The organism is Bacteroides sp. 44_46 (genome assembly GCF_001915465.1).
GTDB classification, from domain to species: domain Bacteria; phylum Bacteroidota; class Bacteroidia; order Bacteroidales; family Bacteroidaceae; genus Bacteroides; species Bacteroides clarus.
In genome coordinates this window covers 154478-174646 of sequence record NZ_MNQO01000001.1, presented here as the reverse complement: position 1 = coordinate 174646, position 20169 = coordinate 154478, and the positions used below count along the sequence as shown (strand labels likewise).

Below are 20169 nucleotides of genomic sequence, written 5' to 3'. Positions count from 1 at the left end.
CAATGATTTATATACTGGCGGGAGAATTTTGTTTCCCCGTAAGGAAACGGCGGTTCCCTCAGGGAGAAACACCCGTTTCCCCGGTGGGGAATTTCGGTTTCCCCGGTAGGAAACTGAGATTCCCCCGGATAAAACGGTTGGTATCCTCAGGAGAGACGGATTGTTTACTTCAAGGTGATGCGCGCCGTCTTGGTGGCCTGACTGCTTCCCCCGATGAAGAGGTCGAACTCTCCGGGCTCGGCTACATGGTTCAGGTCGTAATCATAGAAGCGCAGCAGCTCCGGAGTAATCTTGAAGGAAACGGTCTTGCTTTCGCCTGCACGAAGGAATACCTTTTCAAAGCCTTTCAGCTCGCGTACGGGGCGGGTGATGCTTCCTACAAGGTCGCGGATGTATAGCTGTACGACTTCCGCACCGTCGCGTTTTCCGGTGTTGGTTACGGTGACTACGGCGGTTATGGAACCGTTCTGTCCCATCGACGGGGTGCTCAGGGCGATGTCGCTGTATTCGAAGGTGGTATAAGACAGGCCGTATCCAAAGGGATAAAGCGGCTCGTTGGCCACGTCCAGGTAGTTACTGCGGAACTTCTCGAACCATTTGCCTGCCTGCAGCGGACGTCCGGTATTCTTGTGGTTGTAGAACAACGGTATTTGTCCTACATTCTTCGGGAAGGTCATCGTCAGTTTGCCGCCGGGGTTGACATCTCCGAACAAGACATCGCCTATGGCATAGGCGGCTTCGCTTCCGCCAAACCATACGTTCAGTATGGCGGGCACGTTGGCCTGTTCCCAGGTCAGTGTCAGCGGGCGTCCGGTGAAGAGGGTGAGTACTACGGGCTTGCCTGTTTTCAGCAAGGCTTCCAGCAGTGAACGCTGTACGTCGGGCAGGTCAAGGTTGGTACGGCTGGAACTCTCGCCGCTCATTTCGGAAGATTCACCGAGCGCGGCTACGATAACGTCCGCGCCGGCGGCTGTTTTCAGGGCTTCGTCCAGCAGTTCTTTGTCCGTACGGTTGTCCCGGTTCAGGGAACGTCCGAACATGGTGGCGCGCTCTTCGTAGGCGGCATCGCCGATGAGGTTGCTGCCTTTGGCGTATGTGATGTTCACTTTGCCGGACATCATCTCCTTCAGTCCTTCATACAGAGAGGGGTAGTCGTTGAGGCGTGCGGCTACGCTCCATGTTCCGGGCATATTGCTGCGTGTATTGCCCAACGGGCCTATGACGGCCACGGTTCCTTCTTTTTTCAGCGGAAGCAGCGGCTCGGGCAGAGAACCCGGATGTTGCTTGATGCTGCCGTTCTTTAGCAATACAAAGCTCTCGGCGGCAATACGGCGTGCGGCGGCGCGGTGTTCTTTGGTGAAGATGTCGCGTGCGGGACGGTTCACATCGCAGTATTTATAGGGATTGTCGAAAAGTCCTAACTTATACTTGGCTTCGAGGATACGGCGGCAGGCCGCATCGAGGGTTTTCATGCTTACCTTGCCCGACATGACGGACTTCTTGAGTGTGCCGACAAAGCCTTCGCTTACCATATCCATGTCTACACCGGCATTGAGGGCACGCGCGGAGACGGTTTGCAGGTCGCCGATGCCATGTTCTATCATCTCGGATATACCGGTAAAGTCGGTCACTACAAAGCCGTTGAAGCCCCATTGCTTGCGGAGAACATCGGTCATCAGCCATTTGTTGGCTGTGGCGGGTACGCCGTCTATCTCGTTGAAGGATGCCATTACGCTTCCCACGCCTGCCTCTACGGCGGCTTCGTAGGGGTACATGTATTCGTTGAACATACGGTTGCGGCTCATGTCTACCGTATTGTAGTCACGGCCTGCCTCGCCCGCTCCATAAAGGGCGAAGTGCTTGACGCAGGCAAGGATTTCGTCATTGCGCCTGAGTTGGTCGGAGAGGTTGCCTCCCTGATAACCGTAGACCATCGCTTTGGCAATCGCTCCACCAAGGAAGGGGTCTTCACCGCTACCTTCGCTGACACGTCCCCAACGCGGGTCGCGGCTGATGTCTACCATCGGACTGAATGTCCAGGAGATGCCGTCGGCGCTGGCTTCGATGGCGGCGATGCGCGCGGACTCCTGAATGGCGGCCATATCCCAGGTACAGGACAATCCCAGAGGGATAGGGAAGATGGTTTCGTAGCCGTGTATCACGTCCATGCCGAAGAGCAGGGGAATACCCAGTCGTGAGTTTTCTACTGCCAGCTTTTGTACGTCGCGTATCTTGGCCACTCCTTTCAGGTTGAAAAGACCGCCGACGAGCCCTTGCTCAATCTTCTTGGCTACGTCACTGCTTTTAGCTTGTCCGGTAGTGATTTCACCGGTGACGGGCAGGTTTAATTGCCCTATTTTCTCCTCTACGGTCATTCGCTTTATCAGTGCATCGATAAAGCGATCCATATCTTGAGGGGATTTCTGCGCCTGCAGTGTGGCAGCGCCTATAAAGGCGGCTGCGAGTAGCAGGCTGGTTCTTTGGAAAAACTTCTTCATAATATGTTTCTTTTAATATGTATTTTCTAATACGGTTCTTTACATATATTTCTTTGCGTATGTCTTTTAATATGCTTTTATATACGTTTTTGTATATGCTTTTATATACGCTTTTGTATATGCTTTTGTATATGCTTTTTGCATGTGTTTTTATATATGCTTTTTAAGCTGGATAATGAATATAGGTCTTTCTAAGTTAAAGCCTGAAAGGCTTTTATCTCCAAGCCCGGGGCAACGCCCCGGGATATTGCAGATGATTAACATTGCGCCCTGTAAGGGCAAAATCCTTGTGTATGAATCTTTTGCCCTTACAGGGCGCAAGACACAGAGGGCTTTTTATACCCGGGGTGTTACCCCGGGCTTGGAGATAAAAGGCTTTCAGCCTTAGGTGCGTTATCATGCTGTATGGTGCTAATCATTAATCACTAACCTCTAATGATTAATGACTAATCATAAATTATTAATCATTAATTTCTAATCACTAACCATTAATTATTAATCATAAATCATAACTCACTAATGACTAATCATAAACCACTAATCATTAACCATTCACCATTCACCATTAATCACTAATCACTAACCTCTAATCACTAATTACTAATTACATTTAATAATTAGGATTCTGTACCAGCACCCCGTTCGATTTGTCAATCTCGTCTTGTGGCAATGGCAGCAAGGCGTTCTTATCCTGGTAGTTCTTTCCGGCGGCTTGCAACACTTCTTTGGCAATTCCCCAGCGTACGAGGTCATAGAAACGGTCGGGCTCCAATGCCAGCTCTACACGGCGTTCGTGACGAATGGCATCACGCAGTGTATTTTGGTCGGTAGACGTAACTTTGGGAAGTATGCTGCTGTCCGTACCGCGTGCATGGGCGCGAACCTGTTCCAGATAGTCGATGGCCTCGCCCGAAATACCTTTCTCGTTGGCAGCCTCGGCAGCCATCAGCAATACGTCCGGGTAGCGGATAATGCGGATGTTTACCCAAAAACCCTCTTTCGTATATTTCTTACGCAGCTCGGGTTCGGTATATGCCTTTTTGTTGAAGTAAGCTCCCATAGCGGTAGACACAGGAGATTCACCGTAAGGCTTATTGGTATTTTCCGGGGTAATGGGGTCACTGATGCTTCGGCGGAAATAGAGTAAGGATGCGTCTTTACGGGGGTCGCCGGGTTCGAATGCCTGGCCTACCAGCGTGGTTCCCATATGCCAGCCCCAGCCGAGATCCCAATCGCCTGCACCGCGCACACCTTGCACCTGACAGAACTGGCTGCCGATGACATCACTGTTTTTCAGCGCGTCGGTCGATTCGCATTGCAATTCGAACACGCTTTCGCCGCAGTTCTCACCCTCAACGGTAAAGACTTTATCCACAGGAGTGTTCAGGTTGTAGATACCGGACTTGACTACTTCGGTAGAAGCGTCGTACATATTATCCCAATCGTTGCGCATCATATAGGTACGGGCGTGCAGCGAACGCGCGGCTCCCCATGTGATACGTCCGGTATACTCGGAAGTCCACGTCAGCGGCAGGCATTTCTCGGCCTCGGCGAGGTCTTTGTCTATTTGCTCGTATATCTTGTCCGCAGTGGTTTTGGGCACGTTGGCGTCGGATGCCTCTTTCACTTTGAAGGTTACCAACGGCACTTCTCCCCAGGCGCGTACAAGGTTGAAGTAACAATAGGCGCGGAAAAACAGGGCTTCGCCTTTGGTACGTATATTCTCCAAATCATCTTTGTTTCCGCTGTTCTCCAGATCGTCGAGGATTTCGTTGCACTGATAGATGATTTTATAATTCTGTCCCCAATAGGCGCTCAGCGTGCCGTTGGAGGCTGTGTACTGGAAATCATCCCACATATCTGCCTGGTCGGCGCCGTCGCCGGCATCGCTTCCTTTTTCGGAATCCTCGCTGCGTACCATGTGTATCATGAAAGCGGGTATGCCGGCAGTGATGTTATAGCTGCGCATCAGGTAGTATACGTTGTACATCTTTCCGCCGATAAGGGCGTTGGGGGCATCGTCTTCGGTGAACTGTCCCAGTGGGTCACGGTCGAGGAAGTCGTTACAGGATGTCAGGGCAAAGGTGGTGAGTGTGCCTGCTATCAGGGTTAATATCTTATTCTTTAGTTTCATAATTTTCCTATTATAGATTTAATAAAGTACTGTTATTCCGCAGGGGAACTTTGTTCCGGCACTATGCCGGTCAGAATGTCAGATTGAAGCCGAATGTGTAAATGGCCGGCATCGGATAGCTGCCGTCGTCTACACCGAAAGCAATGGCCGTGCCACCCAGTTCGGGAGTGTAGCCGGTGTTGTGCTTCCAGGTTTTCAGGTTCTGGATGTTGACATAGAGTTTCAAGGCCTGCATGCCGATTCTGGATATCAGGGTCTTGTCGAAGTTATACGCCAACTGTACGTTGCGGATACGGAAGAAGCTGCCGTCTTCGATGTAGTACTCGGAGTTCATATTGTTGATGGTATGCTTCGTATTCAGCAGGGGCTGGGTATTGCTTGTACCCGGTCCGTGCCAACGGTCCATGCGTTGTTCCATGAAGTTGAACTGGCTCCAGTTGTAATTGTCCCATGTGCGGAATATCTGGTTGCCGCCTTGTCCCATCATGTCGATGCCGAGTTCCCAGTTTTTATAGTTGACACCGAGAGTGATGCCGTAAGTGACATCGGGAGTAGGGTCGCCTATCATGGTACGGTCGGCAGTGGTGATTTCACCGTCACCGTTCACATCCTTGAACTTCAGGTCGCCCGGTGTAACGGTGGCCAGGGTGTTCTTGGGAGACCGGGCGATTTCTTCGTCTGTCTGGTACACGCCTTCCACCTTGTAACCGTAGAAGTAACCGATAGGATAACCGGCCATCGTATAGCTTTGGCTCTTGTCGCCGGCGATGATTGAGTAACCGTCCTGTACGAGGCTCAATACCTTGTTCTTGATTGTAGTGAAGTTGGCGCCTACGTTATATCCCCAGTCGCCGATTTGGTCACGCCAGTTGATGGCGAGCTCCACACCTTTGTTCTCTATGGAACCGAGATTGCCGATGCCCGGAACCGTACCGGAGATGCCCGGCACTTCTGCCAGCAGGTCTTTGGTGGTTTTCTTGTAATATACACCCTCGAAGTGCAGGCGGTTGCGGAAGAAGTTGGCTTCTGCGCCTACTTCCCAGGCTTCCACTTTCTCCCAACGGAGATTGGGATTGGGCAGGTAGGACAGTTGGTAGCCCGGATAGATGGCGGACGGCTTGCCGAATACGGCAGAGTAGGCATTGGTGAGCAACGGCTCGGCAGGATAGGCCTTATCCAGATTCTGATTACCGAGCGTACCCCATGAACCTTTCAGTTTCAACATATCCAGCCAGGTGATGTCTTTCATAAATTCCTCTTCGGACATCAGCCAGCCTGCACCGACGGAGTAGAAATTCTGCCATTGGTTGCCGGTGTAGGAGAATGCGGAAGAACCGTCACGACGGAACGAACCGTTGAACAGGTATCTGCCTTTGTAGTTATAGAGCACACGTCCCAACATGGATACGGTGCTGCGCTCCCATTGTTTGCTTTCATTGGTGGCTGTTGCCGCATCGCCGATGCTGACATACCATTTGTCGGGATTGTCGGGAATGACCAGACCTACTCCTTGCGTACGTTCTCCGCCCAGCATCTCCAGCTTATTATAATAGGTGGTGAAACCGGCGGTGGCGGTCAGGCTATGCTCGCTCCAGGTATTGGTGTAGGTCAGCAGGTAGTCGCTTTGTACTTTGGCTTCGGTTTCCTTGGACTGTTTCACTCCGGTCTTTCCGTTGCCGAGGGTCACGACGTTACCTTCCACGCTGCTGTCGAATACGGTGATGATAGGAGTGTAGGTGCGGCTGCTGTTGGAAGCGTAGTCCATGGAGTACATCACTTTGAACTGGAAGTTTTTCAGGAAGTCCCATTGACCGTATACGTTGCCCGACGCGCGGTAGTTCTCCGCACGGGTGGTATTGGCTTTCAAGCCTACATCGACCATCGGGTTGTTCATCTGCGCTTTCTGAAAACCGGGCAGGGTGGTGTACAGGCCGTATTCCGCATTGTATACGGGAGCTACCGGAGCGGCACGGAGGGCTGTTGCCACACTCTTGGTATCGGCAGGCAGTATGCGTGCGCCGTTAAACTGGAAGCCGACTTTGAAGTTGTCCGTAACTTTATAATCGTTGCTTACATTCAGCGTGACTTTGCTGTATTTCTCGTGCTTGATATTGCCTTGCTCGTAGGCGTAACCGGCTCCGAGATAGAAGCTGTGCTTGGCGGAAGCGCCCGTGATGCTGACGTTGTTGTTGGTGATGAATCCGGTCTGGAAGATTTCATCCTGCCAGTTGGTATTGCCCGTCCAGGGGGTGAAATCGAATTCGGGATTGCCTTCGTTTCTTAGCTGTTCGTTATAGAGCTCCTTGAAACCGGCCGCATCGACCATCGCAATCTTGTTCGTTACGGTTTTGAAACCGAACGAACCGTTGATGTTGACACGTGTCTGCCCTTCTTTGGCCTTCTTGGTGGTAATGATGATGACACCGTTGGCGCCTCGTACACCGAAGATGGCGAGGGATGACGGGTCTTTCAGGATTTCCATGGACTCGATGTCCTGCGGATTGAGGAAGTTGATGTTGTCGTTGAACAGGCCGTCTACTACATACAGCGGTTTGTAGCCGTTGATAGAGTTTGTGCCGCGCACACGTATTTCCGGATCTGCACCGGCTTTACCGGAGTTGATGACTTGTACGCCGGCTATCTTTCCTTGCAGGGCGGCTACCGGGTTGACCACGGGCTTGTTGGCGATTTCATCCCCTTTGATATTGGTGATGGAACCGGTAAGGTCGCGTTTCTTGGCGCTACCGTACCCGATGACGACTGTCTCGGCAAGCATCTGCGAATCATCGTGCATCTGCACGTCGACAATACTCCGGTTGCCCACTTTGACGGCCTGCTTCACCATGCCTACATAGGAAAATTCCAAAGTGGCTTCGGGTGGCACCTGAATGGAATACTTTCCGTCAATGTCCGTAATGACACCGTTGGAAGTACCTTGTTGCAGTACGGACGCTCCGATGAGCGGTTCTCCTGTAGCATCGGTCACCGTACCGGTCACTGTCTTGTTCTGAGAGAAACCGGGAGTTGCTGCGAGGAGCAGACATGCTATCAGAAATAGATTTTTCAGCCAAAAGGCTCTCTTCATAGGAAGTTTAGGTTTTTTCTTCATTGCATAAATTTTTAGTGGATAACTAACTTGATTGTTTCCTCTGAAACAATCGGGATGCAAAAAAGATTTCAGACCTTTATATATCTCCGGTTTTTAACACAATCCGTGAGGAAAGGGGAAAGAAAAAAGAAGATGTATGGCAATACATCTTCTTTCTCTGTTGTTTGTCTTTTAAAAAAATAAACTGTGCGGGTGATAGGACTCGAACCTACACGCCTCACGGCACCAGATCCTAAGTCTGGCGCGGCTGCCAATTACGCCACACCCGCAAGGGATTTCCCGTTAAGCGGTGCAAAGATAAGAAGTTTTATCGGTTTTACAAGCAAAAGCGTAAAGAAAGTTATTCATTTCATTCCGGAGTCCATTCGCCTTTGAGGAAAGCCCGGGCTTTTTCGATGATAGTGTCTATATGCTTTGCCTCATCCGTTTCATCCATATCTATTTTAATGTCGGGGTCTATTCCCCATTCTATCTGTTCCATGTCGACACTGAAATGCGGACTGGCGGAAAAACGCACTGTCCACCCGTTAGGAAGTTCGGAAGTAAAGGGCATACCGGAACCGCCACCGGTTTTGTCACCTATGATGGTGACATTGGGCAGGCAGCTCATCTGGTTGACAAAATCGTTGGTTGCACTGTATGAGCGGCGGTTGGTGAGGACTACTACTTTCTTTTGCCAGCGTATGCTGTTACTGGGTTCTAATTCTATGGGGTAGGGTTCGGAGAAATCATTGTGTCCCTTGCCGGTTTTATGGCGGATGTATCCGGTCAGTACTTTTTCGTTGGTGAAACGGGCGGCAATGCGTGTGGAGTTGGTTACGTTGCCACCGCCATTACTGCGTACGTCAATGATAAGTCCGTTGCATACGGCGAGATAGGAGAGTATCTCATCCAGATTTCCATTGCCTATTCCCGAGGAGAAGCTTTCGTAACGCATATAGCCGATGTTGTCTTCGAATATTTTATACTTGACGCCTGCGGCGGTACGGTAGTCGGTACTGGCTTTACCCAGATAGGTGTCTTCTACAATATCTTCGCGAAAGTTACGCGGATAGTCCTGATACCATGCGTCATAATACGATACATTGTGGGCGGAAGCTAAGTTTACGTGTCCGTCTTGCAGCTCATTCAGCATGTTTCCCAGTACTTCAAACAACCCTTCACTGCTCATAGTGTTGGTAATAAGCTTGCTGTATTTGGCATGGATGGCATCCCAGTCGATTTGCTTGTATTCCAAGAAACAATACTGTTCGTCGATAATCTTCCATAAGGCTTCGAAGTTCCCCTGTGGAGAATTGGTGACTTCTTCTTCGCGGATGCAACTGCTCAGCAAAGGAAGTACAACCATCAGAACCATTATCTTTTTAAGAAATCCCGTCATCTTATCATTCACCGTTTATCACCTTATCACTCTATCACTTTACCGCCTTGTTACTCTATCACCTCTTCTTCTTATTCTTCAATAAATACAGCTCCTTTACAAAGCCTACCATGAATACGTGTGAGTAGGTATGTGTTTTTATATCGTTTACTTTGGATTGCTGAGCGTCCCATATATAGGCAAAGCGTATTTTGGCGCGTCCTATCGGGAAGTCTGCCGTAAGCATCTGCCGTAATGAAGGCTGGTTGTGCAGTGAAGTGAATTTGACCACTCCGCTACTGTTTCCTAATGAGAAGATTTCATAATAGGACTGGCCGTAATGCGGCGAGAACATCACTCCCATTAAGGGCAGGTTGACCTGATAACGTAATGTAAGCGGATAGTTTTTGATGCGTAAGTCCCAAATGGCCATACCCGATGCGTCCAGATTGATGTAAGCGCGTGCCGATGCCGGATTGTTGGTATTACGCAGGTTGTAGACAAAACCGCCGTTCAGGTCGGCAAGGCCGCCGGCGAGCAACTTGAAGTTACTCGTGACAGGGAAGTTATAGTGCAGACCATAATTCCAATTCGCTAATGCGGAGAATGTGTTGTTATTATCCACTTTGTTATGGGTATAACCTAAATCGGCCTGAAAGAAACTCTGCAAAGACAGCTTACCGTCCATCCATCTGGTCATGCGCATGCTTTCGCGGGAAACGCGGAAATCTATTCCGGTATATTCCTGGGGGGACAGATAGGTGTCGAATACATTCGTGACACCTATGCCATACATGGTAGCACGGGTTACGAGGCGGCTTTGTTCCAATCCTTCTGCCTTTACAGGAAGCTGCGCCCGTATGGCGTTGCAGCATAGCAGCAGAACCGTACAGAGAACCGGCATTACCGCTTTAGGTAGTTTCATGTTCCTTGCTGTCATCATTATCAGAGAACAATTTCATTTGTCCTGTCAGTTCGTCCAATATGTCGCTTTCGCTTTTCCCGTGATCCGGGTCCAGTATTTCAACTTCTTCCTCGTCGTTGCTCTCAGGGGTTTGCGGGACTTCCGGCTGACGGGTAGGCTCTAATTCGTTGATAGTTTCCAGCGTGTAGGTAGTCAATCGCTTGCCTTTGGCTTTGAAACCTTTTACTGCGATAAACTCGTCTGCATCGATTACCAACGGCTCACGGAAGTTGTCATGACCGCCGAATATAACTTCCAGTCGCGGATAATATTCGTCAGTCAACAGGATGAGACGATTGTCCTTGTTCTCACCCAGATAGTTCTGCTTGCGGTTACTTGCCTCGAAACAGAAACGTTTGATGTACGGATAACCTTGTTGGTCGGCATCATACAGAACGGCTGTCCATACTTTGTTCGAATCATATTTCTCCAACACCCGTATGTTGTCTTCGTAGTGATTGTTCACATCGAAATTGCTGGTGTAGAACTCGCCGTTGTTCAATACCACCAGGATTTGCTCGTCACTTTGGAATTCGCCGAGGTATTCTCCGCGACCGTCATAGTTGAGGCGCAGGACATCTTGGTCGAACCATACTTTGCGCCCGCCCAATGTGGAACCGCCGCGTTGCTTCAGAGCTATCTTGTGAACCGGGTTACGGGTGAGTATATTGCCCATGGCCTGACGGCCTTTGATATTTATCTGGCTGAAATCTTCTTCGAAGATGATGCGGCGTATACGCGGATTGGGCTTGAGCGTTACTTTGATGATTTCGGCCTCACCGTTGGGGTTGGCCGTGAAATATACGATACGTGAGTCGGGCGTGCCTTGTGTCACGTCATATTCGCGGTCGCGTACTACGGAAGTCACGGCGAAACGCTTGATATAATGCGTACCTTCTTTTCCGTCACGGTAGACGACATTGTAGATGGTACGTTTGTCGTTCTTCTTGAATACGTTGGCATAGAGTATGTTCTTGCCTACGAATTTCTTGTCTGCCACCGGAGTGATGATGTAACGTCCGTCGCGGAAGAAGATGATAACATCGTCGAGGTCGGAGCAGTTGGCTATGAATTCGTCTTTTTTCAGGCCGGTACCGATGAAACCCTCTTCGCGGTTGATGTATAATTTTTCATTGGCTTCTACCACTTTGGTAGAGTCGATGGTATCGAAATTACGTAATTCGGTACGGCGCGGGAAGCCTTTTCCGTACTTCTCTTTCAGCATGCGGAACCAGTCTACCGTATATTCCACGATATTGGCCAAATGGCGGTCTATCTCCTCGATGTCCGCCTTCATGCGGGCAATCAGTTCCTCTGCTTTGTCGGAGTTGAACTTGAGGATACGAGCCATTTTTATCTCCATCAGTTTGAGGATATCCTCTTTGGTCACCTCACGGATAAATGTGGGATAATAAGGTGTCAAGCGTTCGTCGATATGCTCGCAGGCTGCATCCATGTTTTTGGCCTGCTCAAATTCCTTATCTTTATAGATACGCTCTTCGATGAATATCTTCTCCAATGAAGAGAAGTGTAAGCTTTCCAGTATTTCGTTTTTACGTATTTCCAGTTCCTGGCGTAATAAAGCCAATGTATTGTCCACCGATTTTTTCAATACGTCGCTGACGGTGAGGAAGTGAGGTTTCTGCTCGTCGATGACGCAGCAGTTGGGTGAGATGCTGACTTCACAATCCGTAAAGGCGTAAAGCGCGTCAATCGTTTTGTCTGATGATACGCCGGGAGCAAGATGAACCAATATCTCTACGCTTCCGGAAGTAAGGTCTTCTACTTTCTTTATCTTGATTTTCCCCTTTTCGCTTGCTTTGACGATAGAATCGCAGACACTGGCTACCGTTTTTCCGTAAGGTATCTCTCGGATAACGAGTGTTTTGTTATCCACCTTTTCTATTTTGGCTCGTACCCGTACGGCTCCGCCACGTTCGCCGTCATTGTATTTCGATACATCGATATTGCCGCCTGTCTGAAAATCGGGATAGAGTTTGAATTCTTCCTTATGCAGGTATTTTACGGATGCATCGCAAAGTTCGTTGAAGTTATGTGGTAATATCTTGGAAGAAAGACCTACGGCAATACCTTCCACGCCTTGTGCCAGCAGCAAAGGGAATTTGACGGGTAAGGTCACCGGTTCCTTGTTACGTCCGTCGTATGACAGTTTCCACTCTGTTGTCTTAGGATTGAATACTACATCGAGCGCGAATTTGGAAAGGCGCGCTTCGATGTAACGGGGGGCGGCTGCGCTGTCTCCCGTAAGAATATTACCCCAGTTTCCCTGACAGTCGATAAGCAAATCTTTTTGGCCGAGTTGTACCAGTGCATCACCGATGCTGGCGTCACCGTGCGGGTGAAACTGCATGGTATGTCCCACGATATTGGCCACCTTGTTGTAGCGCCCGTCCTCCATACGCCGCATGGAGTGCAGAATACGCCGTTGAACAGGTTTTAATCCGTCCATGATGTGAGGTACGGCACGTTCCAGGATTACGTACGAGGCGTAATCCAAGAACCAGTTCTGATACATGCCGCTCAGCTGGTGCTTGATGCTTATATCATTGGTATCCGCAGGTTTATAATCTGAATGCTCTTCGCTCCCTGCCGGGAGTTCTTTATCCAAATCGTCTTTTGCTCCTTCAAAGTCTTCGCTCATATTTGTTCGGGAATTGTCTATTCATGAATAACTGTTGCTTTGACAGTTGCAGGCAAAAATACGAACTTTAATCAATAAATGAAAATGTTTTTATTTGTATTTCTGGAAACCAATGATTTGTAACAGTATAAAGTTTTAAGCGTAAAATCTCACCATAGTTGCCATAGCTTACTTTAAGGCAAGCTATAGTTCCCTAAAATAAAAAGCAGGATTATTGTATTTTAATATTTACTTAAAATGTAACGTATGTCTTTTGCCGTACTTGGATACCAAACCGTTCCTGCTTTTTCCAAGCATTCCCGAACTCTTGTTTGCTCTTTTGCATCATGATTCTCTGCTTGTAATAAGCGTTTGAATCCGGGAGATTTAATAATGAGCCCATCTGCCCAAATGTATCGATTTTCCATAAAATAGAAACCTGATAATGTTTTTTCCGGATAGGATATTCGAATGTTATTGGTTTTGTTGCTAAAATAATTGTAAGCTAAACGTACATTCCGAGGCTCTTTATCGCCGCTTCCGGAACCTAAATCGATCGTTTTACAGTCTATAAAAGCATTATGGGATATATCAATGTTTTCAGCCCTATGATAAGAGGTTAATGGTTCCTTTTGAATATCGGTACTGGCATTCGGACGTTCGTATATGCCCATGCGTACCAGTAATCCAAAACCACCTAAGCGGCAAAGCAAATTATCGTATACGGTGTGTCCTTGATTGATAAGACGGATGCCACAGGTTCCCTCAATATTATTACCGACAAAAGTATTAGATTCTAATATATTATCATGGCCATGCCGGCAAACTAAACCGCCACGTGATTCAAAGAATAGATTACGGCGCAGAATATTATGACAGGATTTAACCGATATGATTTCATTCTCTCCATCGCAATGCAGAAAAACATTGTCTTCCACCAATGTGTGGGATTCTAACTGTGACGACCAAGAGTTGCCTATACGGATAATTTCAGCGCCGTTTCCGCCGTAAGGCTGGCGTGCTCCAAATATATTATGATCAATTTGATGATTATTTAGATGGTCATATTCATTTAACCATATCTGAAGTATCAATCCGCCAATGCGTTTATTCGCAAAATAGCAGTGGTCTATACGGATATTCTTTCCATGCAACCCTAACCAATATTCACTGACTGTAATAGGGTCTACCCCTTTTACCGGTTTTTCACTTTTATCCGGATCGTTACAATCGTCCATTACGCAATTAGTAAATCGGCAATGGGAAGCATACACACCATCTTCTTTTTGGAATTCAATCATACATAAATCTTTTGCCCATGCTTTATGAAAAAACAATCCTTCCATTTGCAGATATTGCCCGTATACTCTCATCTTCAGAGCACCTGAAATAACGGCTTTTCCTGCATGTTCAGCTCTTAATTTGATAGAGTCGGTATTTGTTCCTCGGGCGGAAAAGTCTACTTCTCCCAATCCGGTATATATCCCGTCACGTAAAATTACTTCATCACCGGGTCGCAAAGTGTTATTGCCTAAAATCTCTTTTAACTTACTAATGTCAGCAGGTGTTACGTAGTAGTCTTTTGCCTGAATGGTTAAACTGCTGAAACATAAAAATAAAATCCAAATCTTTTTCATATTCTAATATCTTAAACTTTTTATAATCAGTATTGTCAAGAATAATTTTTAGTTATTCTCCAAGTCCAATTGCGCCAGTGTGTAAGGTTTGTCATGCTTGGTATTTATTTTGTCGGGTCCTGTAACTATGTCGAAGCATGAAATTATCAGTTTCCCATTCCATACGATTGGCTCTCCCGGTTGGTCAAGTCCACCATTACTACCGTCACAATCAGGGCTCTGCGCTATTCGAACAATCTTTCTATCAGGAGTGATGCGCGCAATAGCGTTAGCGGAAAAGTCCGCTACATACATATTATCTTTCTCGTCCATGCAAATACCGTCTGTCGTAACTAACTGCGTACTGTCTTGTGCCCATATAGTATTGGATAATACTTTTCCATTTTTATCCAGAGTGATTTTGTGAATGGAGCCATCACCAAAGTTACCCACATATAAATTACCTTTCTTATCGAACACGATACCATCTAAACCATATTGCACTTGTGGATTTCGGGTAATTACCGTCGTTAATAGATTTTTATCTTCCAGCGTATTGGTTATTTCTATATTACAATCGTCTTCATTGAAGCAATATACACCACTTACCAATTTTTCTGATGGAATGGCGGATAGGGAACTTTGAGTGACATATACTTTTCCATTATGTATGCGTATCCCATTGGGATGTTCCATATTATATGCCACTGTTATCGTTTCTTGCAGTATTCCTTGCTTATCAAATGTTAATTTTAACAAACGACCTTTCCTGTATCCCCGCTCACTTCCTGACCAGCCTTGATTGTCACAGATATATAAATCTCCTTTTTCATTAAATGCAATTCCCATGGGGCAAGCGATACCTGTTTCGGGCAGTACCGGTACATCTATCCATTTGGAAATCTGTTTATCGGAAGTAATTTTCATTAAGCAAGCAGGCATGGCCGGGTTGGCAAAATTAGGACAGGCTAATATCAAACTTCCGTCAGGAGCTATTGCCATACCATCGGGAGTAGGGCAATTATATGGAAGTTCCATAAATAATTTACTATCTTGCAGATCTTTATTTGCTTGACTATTAGAAGAAAAACAACTTGTCAACAAGAACAGGCATAATCCGATCACTAGAAATGTTGTCTTCATATTTATATGCTTAAAAATAGATATTTCTTTTAAAACAAAATTACGGAAGATTCTTGGTTTTCAGTTTCAGAATTATCTCAATTATTTGGACTTTTATTTCGAAGTTATTCTAAAAAAGTAAAAGTTGGCTGATTACGTCTGATTGCCGTTCAGAATATAGAGGTATTATATCTTTTATCCATTTCGCAGGTTTCCTGTTATGGTTGGATTTCCTTTGGTTTCTTCTGTCTGTTATTCTTTCAGTTCATACGGCCCTTGCGATGCAACGGGCAAACGAGAACCGAAAGACAGAGGAAGAATAAGATAAATTAATACCCCCGTTGCCCTACATATAAGATAAATCCCTATCTTTGTGGCGTTTTTAGTTAAATAAAGATTTCAAATTAATTAAGATACAACAAAAAATGGCACAAGAAGACGTTTTTAAGAAACTCGTATCACACTGTAAGGAATACGGATTCGTGTTCCCTTCAAGCGACATCTACGACGGTTTGGGAGCCGTATACGATTACGGTCAGATGGGTGTGGAACTGAAAAACAACATCAAACAATACTGGTGGCAGAGCATGGTGCTGCTGCATGAAAACATAGTAGGCATTGACTCGGCTATCTTTATGCATCCCACAATCTGGAAGGCAAGCGGACACGTGGATGCGTTCAACGACCCTTTGATTGATAACCGTGATTCAAAAAAACGTTATCGTGCCGATGTATTGATTGAAGACCAACTCGCCAAATATGACGACAAGATAAACAAAGAAGTAGCCAAAGCTGCCAAACGTTTCGGTGAGGCTTTTGACGAAGCCCAGTTCCGTAGCACGAATACTCGTGTACTGGAGCATCAGGCTAAGCGTGACGCTTTGCACGAACGTTTTGCAAAAGCATTGAACGACAATAACCTTGATGAACTTCGCCAGATTATTTTGGATGAAGAAATTGTTTGCCCTATCAGCGGTACAAAAAACTGGACGGAAGTTCGTCAGTTCAACCTGATGTTTACTACCGAAATGGGTTCGACCTCGGAAGGTGCAATGAAGATTTATCTTCGTCCGGAAACCGCCCAGGGTATCTTTGTGAACTATCTGAATGTACAGAAGACCGGCCGCATGAAGATTCCTTTCGGTATCGCACAAATCGGTAAGGCTTTCCGTAACGAGATTGTTGCGCGTCAGTTCATTTTCCGTATGCGTGAGTTCGAGCAGATGGAAATGCAGTTCTTCGTAAAACCGGGTACTGAACTCGACTGGTTCAAGACTTGGAAAGCAACCCGACTGAAATGGCATAAGGCGCTGGGATTCGGCGATGACCATTATCGTTATCACGACCATGACAAGTTGGCGCACTATGCCAATGCAGCTACCGACATTGAATTCTTGATGCCTTTCGGTTTCAAAGAAGTGGAAGGTATCCACAGCCGTACGAATTTCGACTTGTCTCAGCATGAGAAATTCTCCGGCAAGAACATCAAGTATTTTGATCCGGAAACCAATGAAAGCTACACTCCGTACGTTATCGAAACCTCTATCGGCGTAGACCGTATGTTCCTTAGCATCATGTCGGCTTCTTATTGTGAGGAGCAGTTGGAGAACGGTGAAACCCGAGTTGTCTTGAAACTGCCTGCAGCATTGGCTCCGGTGAAACTGGCCGTTATGCCGCTGGTAAAGAAAGACGGACTGCCTGAAAAGGCTCGTGAGATTATCGATAACTTAAAATTCCACTTCCACTGCCAGTATGATGAGAAAGACAGTATCGGCAAGCGTTATCGCCGTCAGGACGCTATCGGTACTCCGTACTGTGTGACCGTAGACCATCAGACGCTGGAAGACAACTGTGTGACGCTGCGTAATCGTGATACAATGCAGCAGGAACGTGTGGCTATCTCCGAACTGAACAATATCATTGCAGATCGCGTAAGCATTACATCTTTGTTGAAAACGTTGCAATAAGAAATATTTTGTTTATCTGCCATTCAGAGCGTAGCGAATATACTCTCTTTATTATGAAGCGCAAAGGAGATTTTCGCTACGTCCTGAGTGACAGGTGGCAAATGTAAATAATAGTAATTCCGTAATTTATAATTAGATGAAGAGACTGTTTCTTTTGTTTTTACCTTTCTTGCTTTTCGTGGCAGGTACGTTTGTAGCTTGCGAAGAAGTGGAAGAAGCTGGAAAATATGATAATTGGCGACCGCGTAACGAAGCTTTTGTTGACTCAATCAAGGGGAAAGCCGGTGATAGACTTGTACTTACCGCAAAGGATGCTGATGAAATGGAAGAGGGTGAATTATTTGCAATACAGGTGCCGACAACCAGTACCAATATGATACCTCAGTACGCATATTGCAAGAAACTTGTGAAGAAAGAAACGGGAGAGCGTCCTAATTTTGACGGGTATAACTCTACTGTTAAGGCTTTCTATTACGGAACTCTTATTACAGGTGATGAGTTTGACGGAAACTTTGGTGGTTACGGGGCTACTGACCGTGACATACCATTACCTTTATCGAGTGACTCCAAATGGCCTACCGAGTTTAATTCTTCTTCTGAGTTCACTGTATCGGAAGTAATTCCGGGATGGACATGGGCTTTGCAGTATATGCGGGTCGGTGAACGTTGGATGTTGTATATTCCTTGGCAAAGTGCATATGGTTCAAGCGGTAATTCATCCGGTACTATTCCGGGTTATACATCATTGACATTTGATGTGTATTTGGAAGGATTTGTAGAATAACTAAAATTAATATAAAAGGAAAAGGTGGTAAAGAGCAGACTTTATCACCTTTTCCTTTTTTATCAAAATTGTTTTATAAACTCTCTTGCTAAATCTTTTTTCTAATAGCTTTGACCCAGATTTTATAACCCTCTTCTTTGAGGTGTAATCCGTCTGTCGTCAGCTCCGCACGTAATACATTTCTTCCTTTTTCAGTGAATAGGGGAAAGAGGTTTATGTATGTCAGACCCTTTTCTTTGGCGAGTTCTTCTAACTGTTTGTTGATTTCCGGTATCATGTTCGTCTTGCCTGCCAGCCTTTTATAGCGACCGAAACTTTCGTTAATGGGAAGCAGGCTTTGCAGGTAGAGCTTGGTATCGGGAGATTCTTTTTGGATACGCTCTACTGTTACACGAATCATACCGACGATGGTGTCGGTCGTTAGGTCGTGCGAAACATCGTTCACGCCGATAAGAAGGAATAATTTGGCAGGATGTCCCGGCAATATTTGATGGAGACGGTCGTATACACCCATTACTTCATCACCGATAATGCCGCGATTACGTACGTTTTTATTGCCAAGACGGGCAGCCCAGTCGCCACCATTCTCCGTCAGACTGTTACCCAGCATTACAATGTCCTTGTTACCGATGGCGGGTTCATCCATGAACTGAAGGAAACGTTTGTAGTAATGGTCTGTATAAATACGTGGGGAGGAGTACAGAGAAGATGCTACTACATTGGCTACCAATGAACGTAAGCGTACTACACTGTGTCCGTCTTCGGGATGTACGGCATTAATCAGCAGGATTACTGAAGTGTCATTGTCGGGGTCAATCACTATGGATGTGCCGGTATAACCCGTATGTCCGTAAGTATTCGGACTGAAAAAGTCTCCGGAATTGGATGCATAGGCAGTGAAGACATCCCAGCCTAAAGAACGCCCCAAAGCAGCTGTTGAACGGGGAACTGTACGCATAGTTTTCACTCCTTGCGGACTGAGGATACGCCGCCCGTTCCATTCACCGCCATTTTGTAAAGCAGCGCACAGTATGGCAATATCTTCGGCACAGGAGAATACGCCTGCATTACCGCTGATGCCGCCATTGAGAATACGTGCGAGGGGGTCGTGTACCTGACCGCAAAGCACCTGGCCGTTGGGTTGTTTTTCCGTAGGGGCCACCCGGGTTAGTTGAAAGTCGAGGGTTGAAAGTTGGGAGTTGGCGGTGTTGACCCATTGACCGTTCTTATCACGTTGGCAAGGGAGATAATCGGTATGGTTCATACCCAATACATTGAAGATGTTTTCACGGGCAAAGTCACGCAAGGATTGGCCGCTGACGGCTTCGATAATGTGTTGCAGGGTGATGAAATTAAGACAACTGTATTGGAAGTCCGTTTGGGGTTTAAAGTCGCGTTTACAGCCGGCGATGTATTCCATTAGTCCCGTAGGGTTGGGAGAGCCGTATTTTTTTTCCAGTTCGGCTGCCGGAGCGTAAGGTGGCAGACCGGAGCTATGTGTCAGCAGGTCGGTTATACGAATGACTTTTTTGTCTTTTCCGTCCTCACTTTCCCAGTCTTTGAAGCCGGGTATATATCGGCTGACGGGATCAAGAAGGCGTATCTTTCCGCGTTCTGCTAAAATCATGGTACATATGGCAGTAGACATGGATTTGCTGCAAGACGCCATGTCGAAGATGGTATTTGCAGTCATCGGTTCCGTATTCGGATAGATCCGTTTGTTGCCATAGGCCTTCAGATAGGCCATCTTACCGTTACGCACTACCGCAAGTACGGCACCGGGAATTTCTTTATTGGCAATGGCTTCTTCGATAGCTTCGTCGGCATACATCAGTTTACGGGAATCCATTCCTACTTGTTCGGGAGCCACACGCTGTAAAGACTGTGCCATAGTAATGGCCTGCAGGCTGAACAGAAATAAAATGATACTGGTAAGTGTCTTCATATGGAGGAATTGAAAGTTAATTTGGAAAA

11 protein-coding genes and 1 tRNA gene are annotated in these 20169 nt (G+C 46.8%); 2 read left to right on the top strand and 10 right to left on the bottom strand.

The features are described 5' to 3' along the window. Positions 1–164: 164 nt before the first annotated feature. From bglX to BHV73_RS00600, 9 genes are all read right to left on the bottom strand, one after another. Positions 165–2498 carry a beta-glucosidase BglX gene (gene bglX / locus BHV73_RS00640; protein WP_286735922.1) on the bottom strand — a complete coding sequence of 778 codons (2334 nt, stop codon included), beginning with the start codon at positions 2496–2498 and terminating at the stop codon, positions 165–167. Positions 2499–3108: 610 nt separating this feature from the next. Next, a complete protein-coding gene (locus BHV73_RS00635; protein WP_087413108.1) occupies positions 3109–4632 on the bottom strand; it encodes a RagB/SusD family nutrient uptake outer membrane protein in 1524 nt (507 codons plus the stop codon). Positions 4633–4702: 70 nt separating this feature from the next. Further along, positions 4703–7741 carry a SusC/RagA family TonB-linked outer membrane protein gene (locus BHV73_RS00630; protein ID WP_087413107.1) on the bottom strand — a complete coding sequence of 1013 codons (3039 nt, stop codon included), beginning with the start codon at positions 7739–7741 and terminating at the stop codon, positions 4703–4705. A gap of 187 nt (positions 7742–7928) precedes the next feature. After that, positions 7929–8010 (bottom strand) — tRNA-Leu (locus BHV73_RS00625). 80 nt (positions 8011–8090) lie between these two features. Further along, positions 8091–9122 carry a S41 family peptidase gene (locus BHV73_RS00620; RefSeq protein WP_087413106.1) on the bottom strand — a complete coding sequence of 344 codons (1032 nt, stop codon included), beginning with the start codon at positions 9120–9122 and terminating at the stop codon, positions 8091–8093. Between the two features lie 58 nt (positions 9123–9180). Next, positions 9181–10026 carry a DUF3316 domain-containing protein gene (locus BHV73_RS00615; RefSeq protein WP_143269492.1) on the bottom strand — a complete coding sequence of 282 codons (846 nt, stop codon included), beginning with the start codon at positions 10024–10026 and terminating at the stop codon, positions 9181–9183. After that, entirely contained in the window at positions 10013–12727 is a 2715-nt protein-coding gene (locus BHV73_RS00610; protein ID WP_087413105.1) for a DNA gyrase/topoisomerase IV subunit A, read from the bottom strand. The genes BHV73_RS00615 and BHV73_RS00610 overlap by 14 nt, the downstream gene beginning before the upstream one ends. 221 nt (positions 12728–12948) lie before the next feature. Then, positions 12949–14343, bottom strand: a complete 1395-nt coding sequence (locus tag BHV73_RS00605; RefSeq protein ID WP_087413104.1) for a polysaccharide lyase 6 family protein — start codon at positions 14341–14343, stop codon at positions 12949–12951. Between the two features lie 48 nt (positions 14344–14391). Further along, the gene (locus BHV73_RS00600) at positions 14392–15465 is read right to left on the bottom strand and encodes an SMP-30/gluconolactonase/LRE family protein (RefSeq protein ID WP_087413103.1); all 1074 of its coding nucleotides are present in this window, start codon (positions 15463–15465) and stop codon (positions 14392–14394) included. 404 nt (positions 15466–15869) lie between these two features. Here BHV73_RS00600 and BHV73_RS00595 point away from each other — a divergent pair, with 404 nt between their 5' ends. Next, positions 15870–17411 carry a glycine--tRNA ligase gene (locus BHV73_RS00595; protein WP_009121793.1) on the top strand — a complete coding sequence of 514 codons (1542 nt, stop codon included), beginning with the start codon at positions 15870–15872 and terminating at the stop codon, positions 17409–17411. Positions 17412–17547: 136 nt separating this feature from the next. Continuing rightward, the gene (bamJ, locus tag BHV73_RS00590; protein ID WP_087413102.1) at positions 17548–18195 is read left to right on the top strand and encodes a BamJ family beta-barrel-assembly machinery protein; all 648 of its coding nucleotides are present in this window, start codon (positions 17548–17550) and stop codon (positions 18193–18195) included. Between the two features lie 88 nt (positions 18196–18283). Here the strand turns inward: bamJ and BHV73_RS00585 are convergent, their stop codons facing one another. Further along, entirely contained in the window at positions 18284–20140 is a 1857-nt protein-coding gene (locus BHV73_RS00585) for a serine hydrolase (RefSeq protein WP_087413101.1), read from the bottom strand. Positions 20141–20169: the final 29 nt, after the last annotated feature.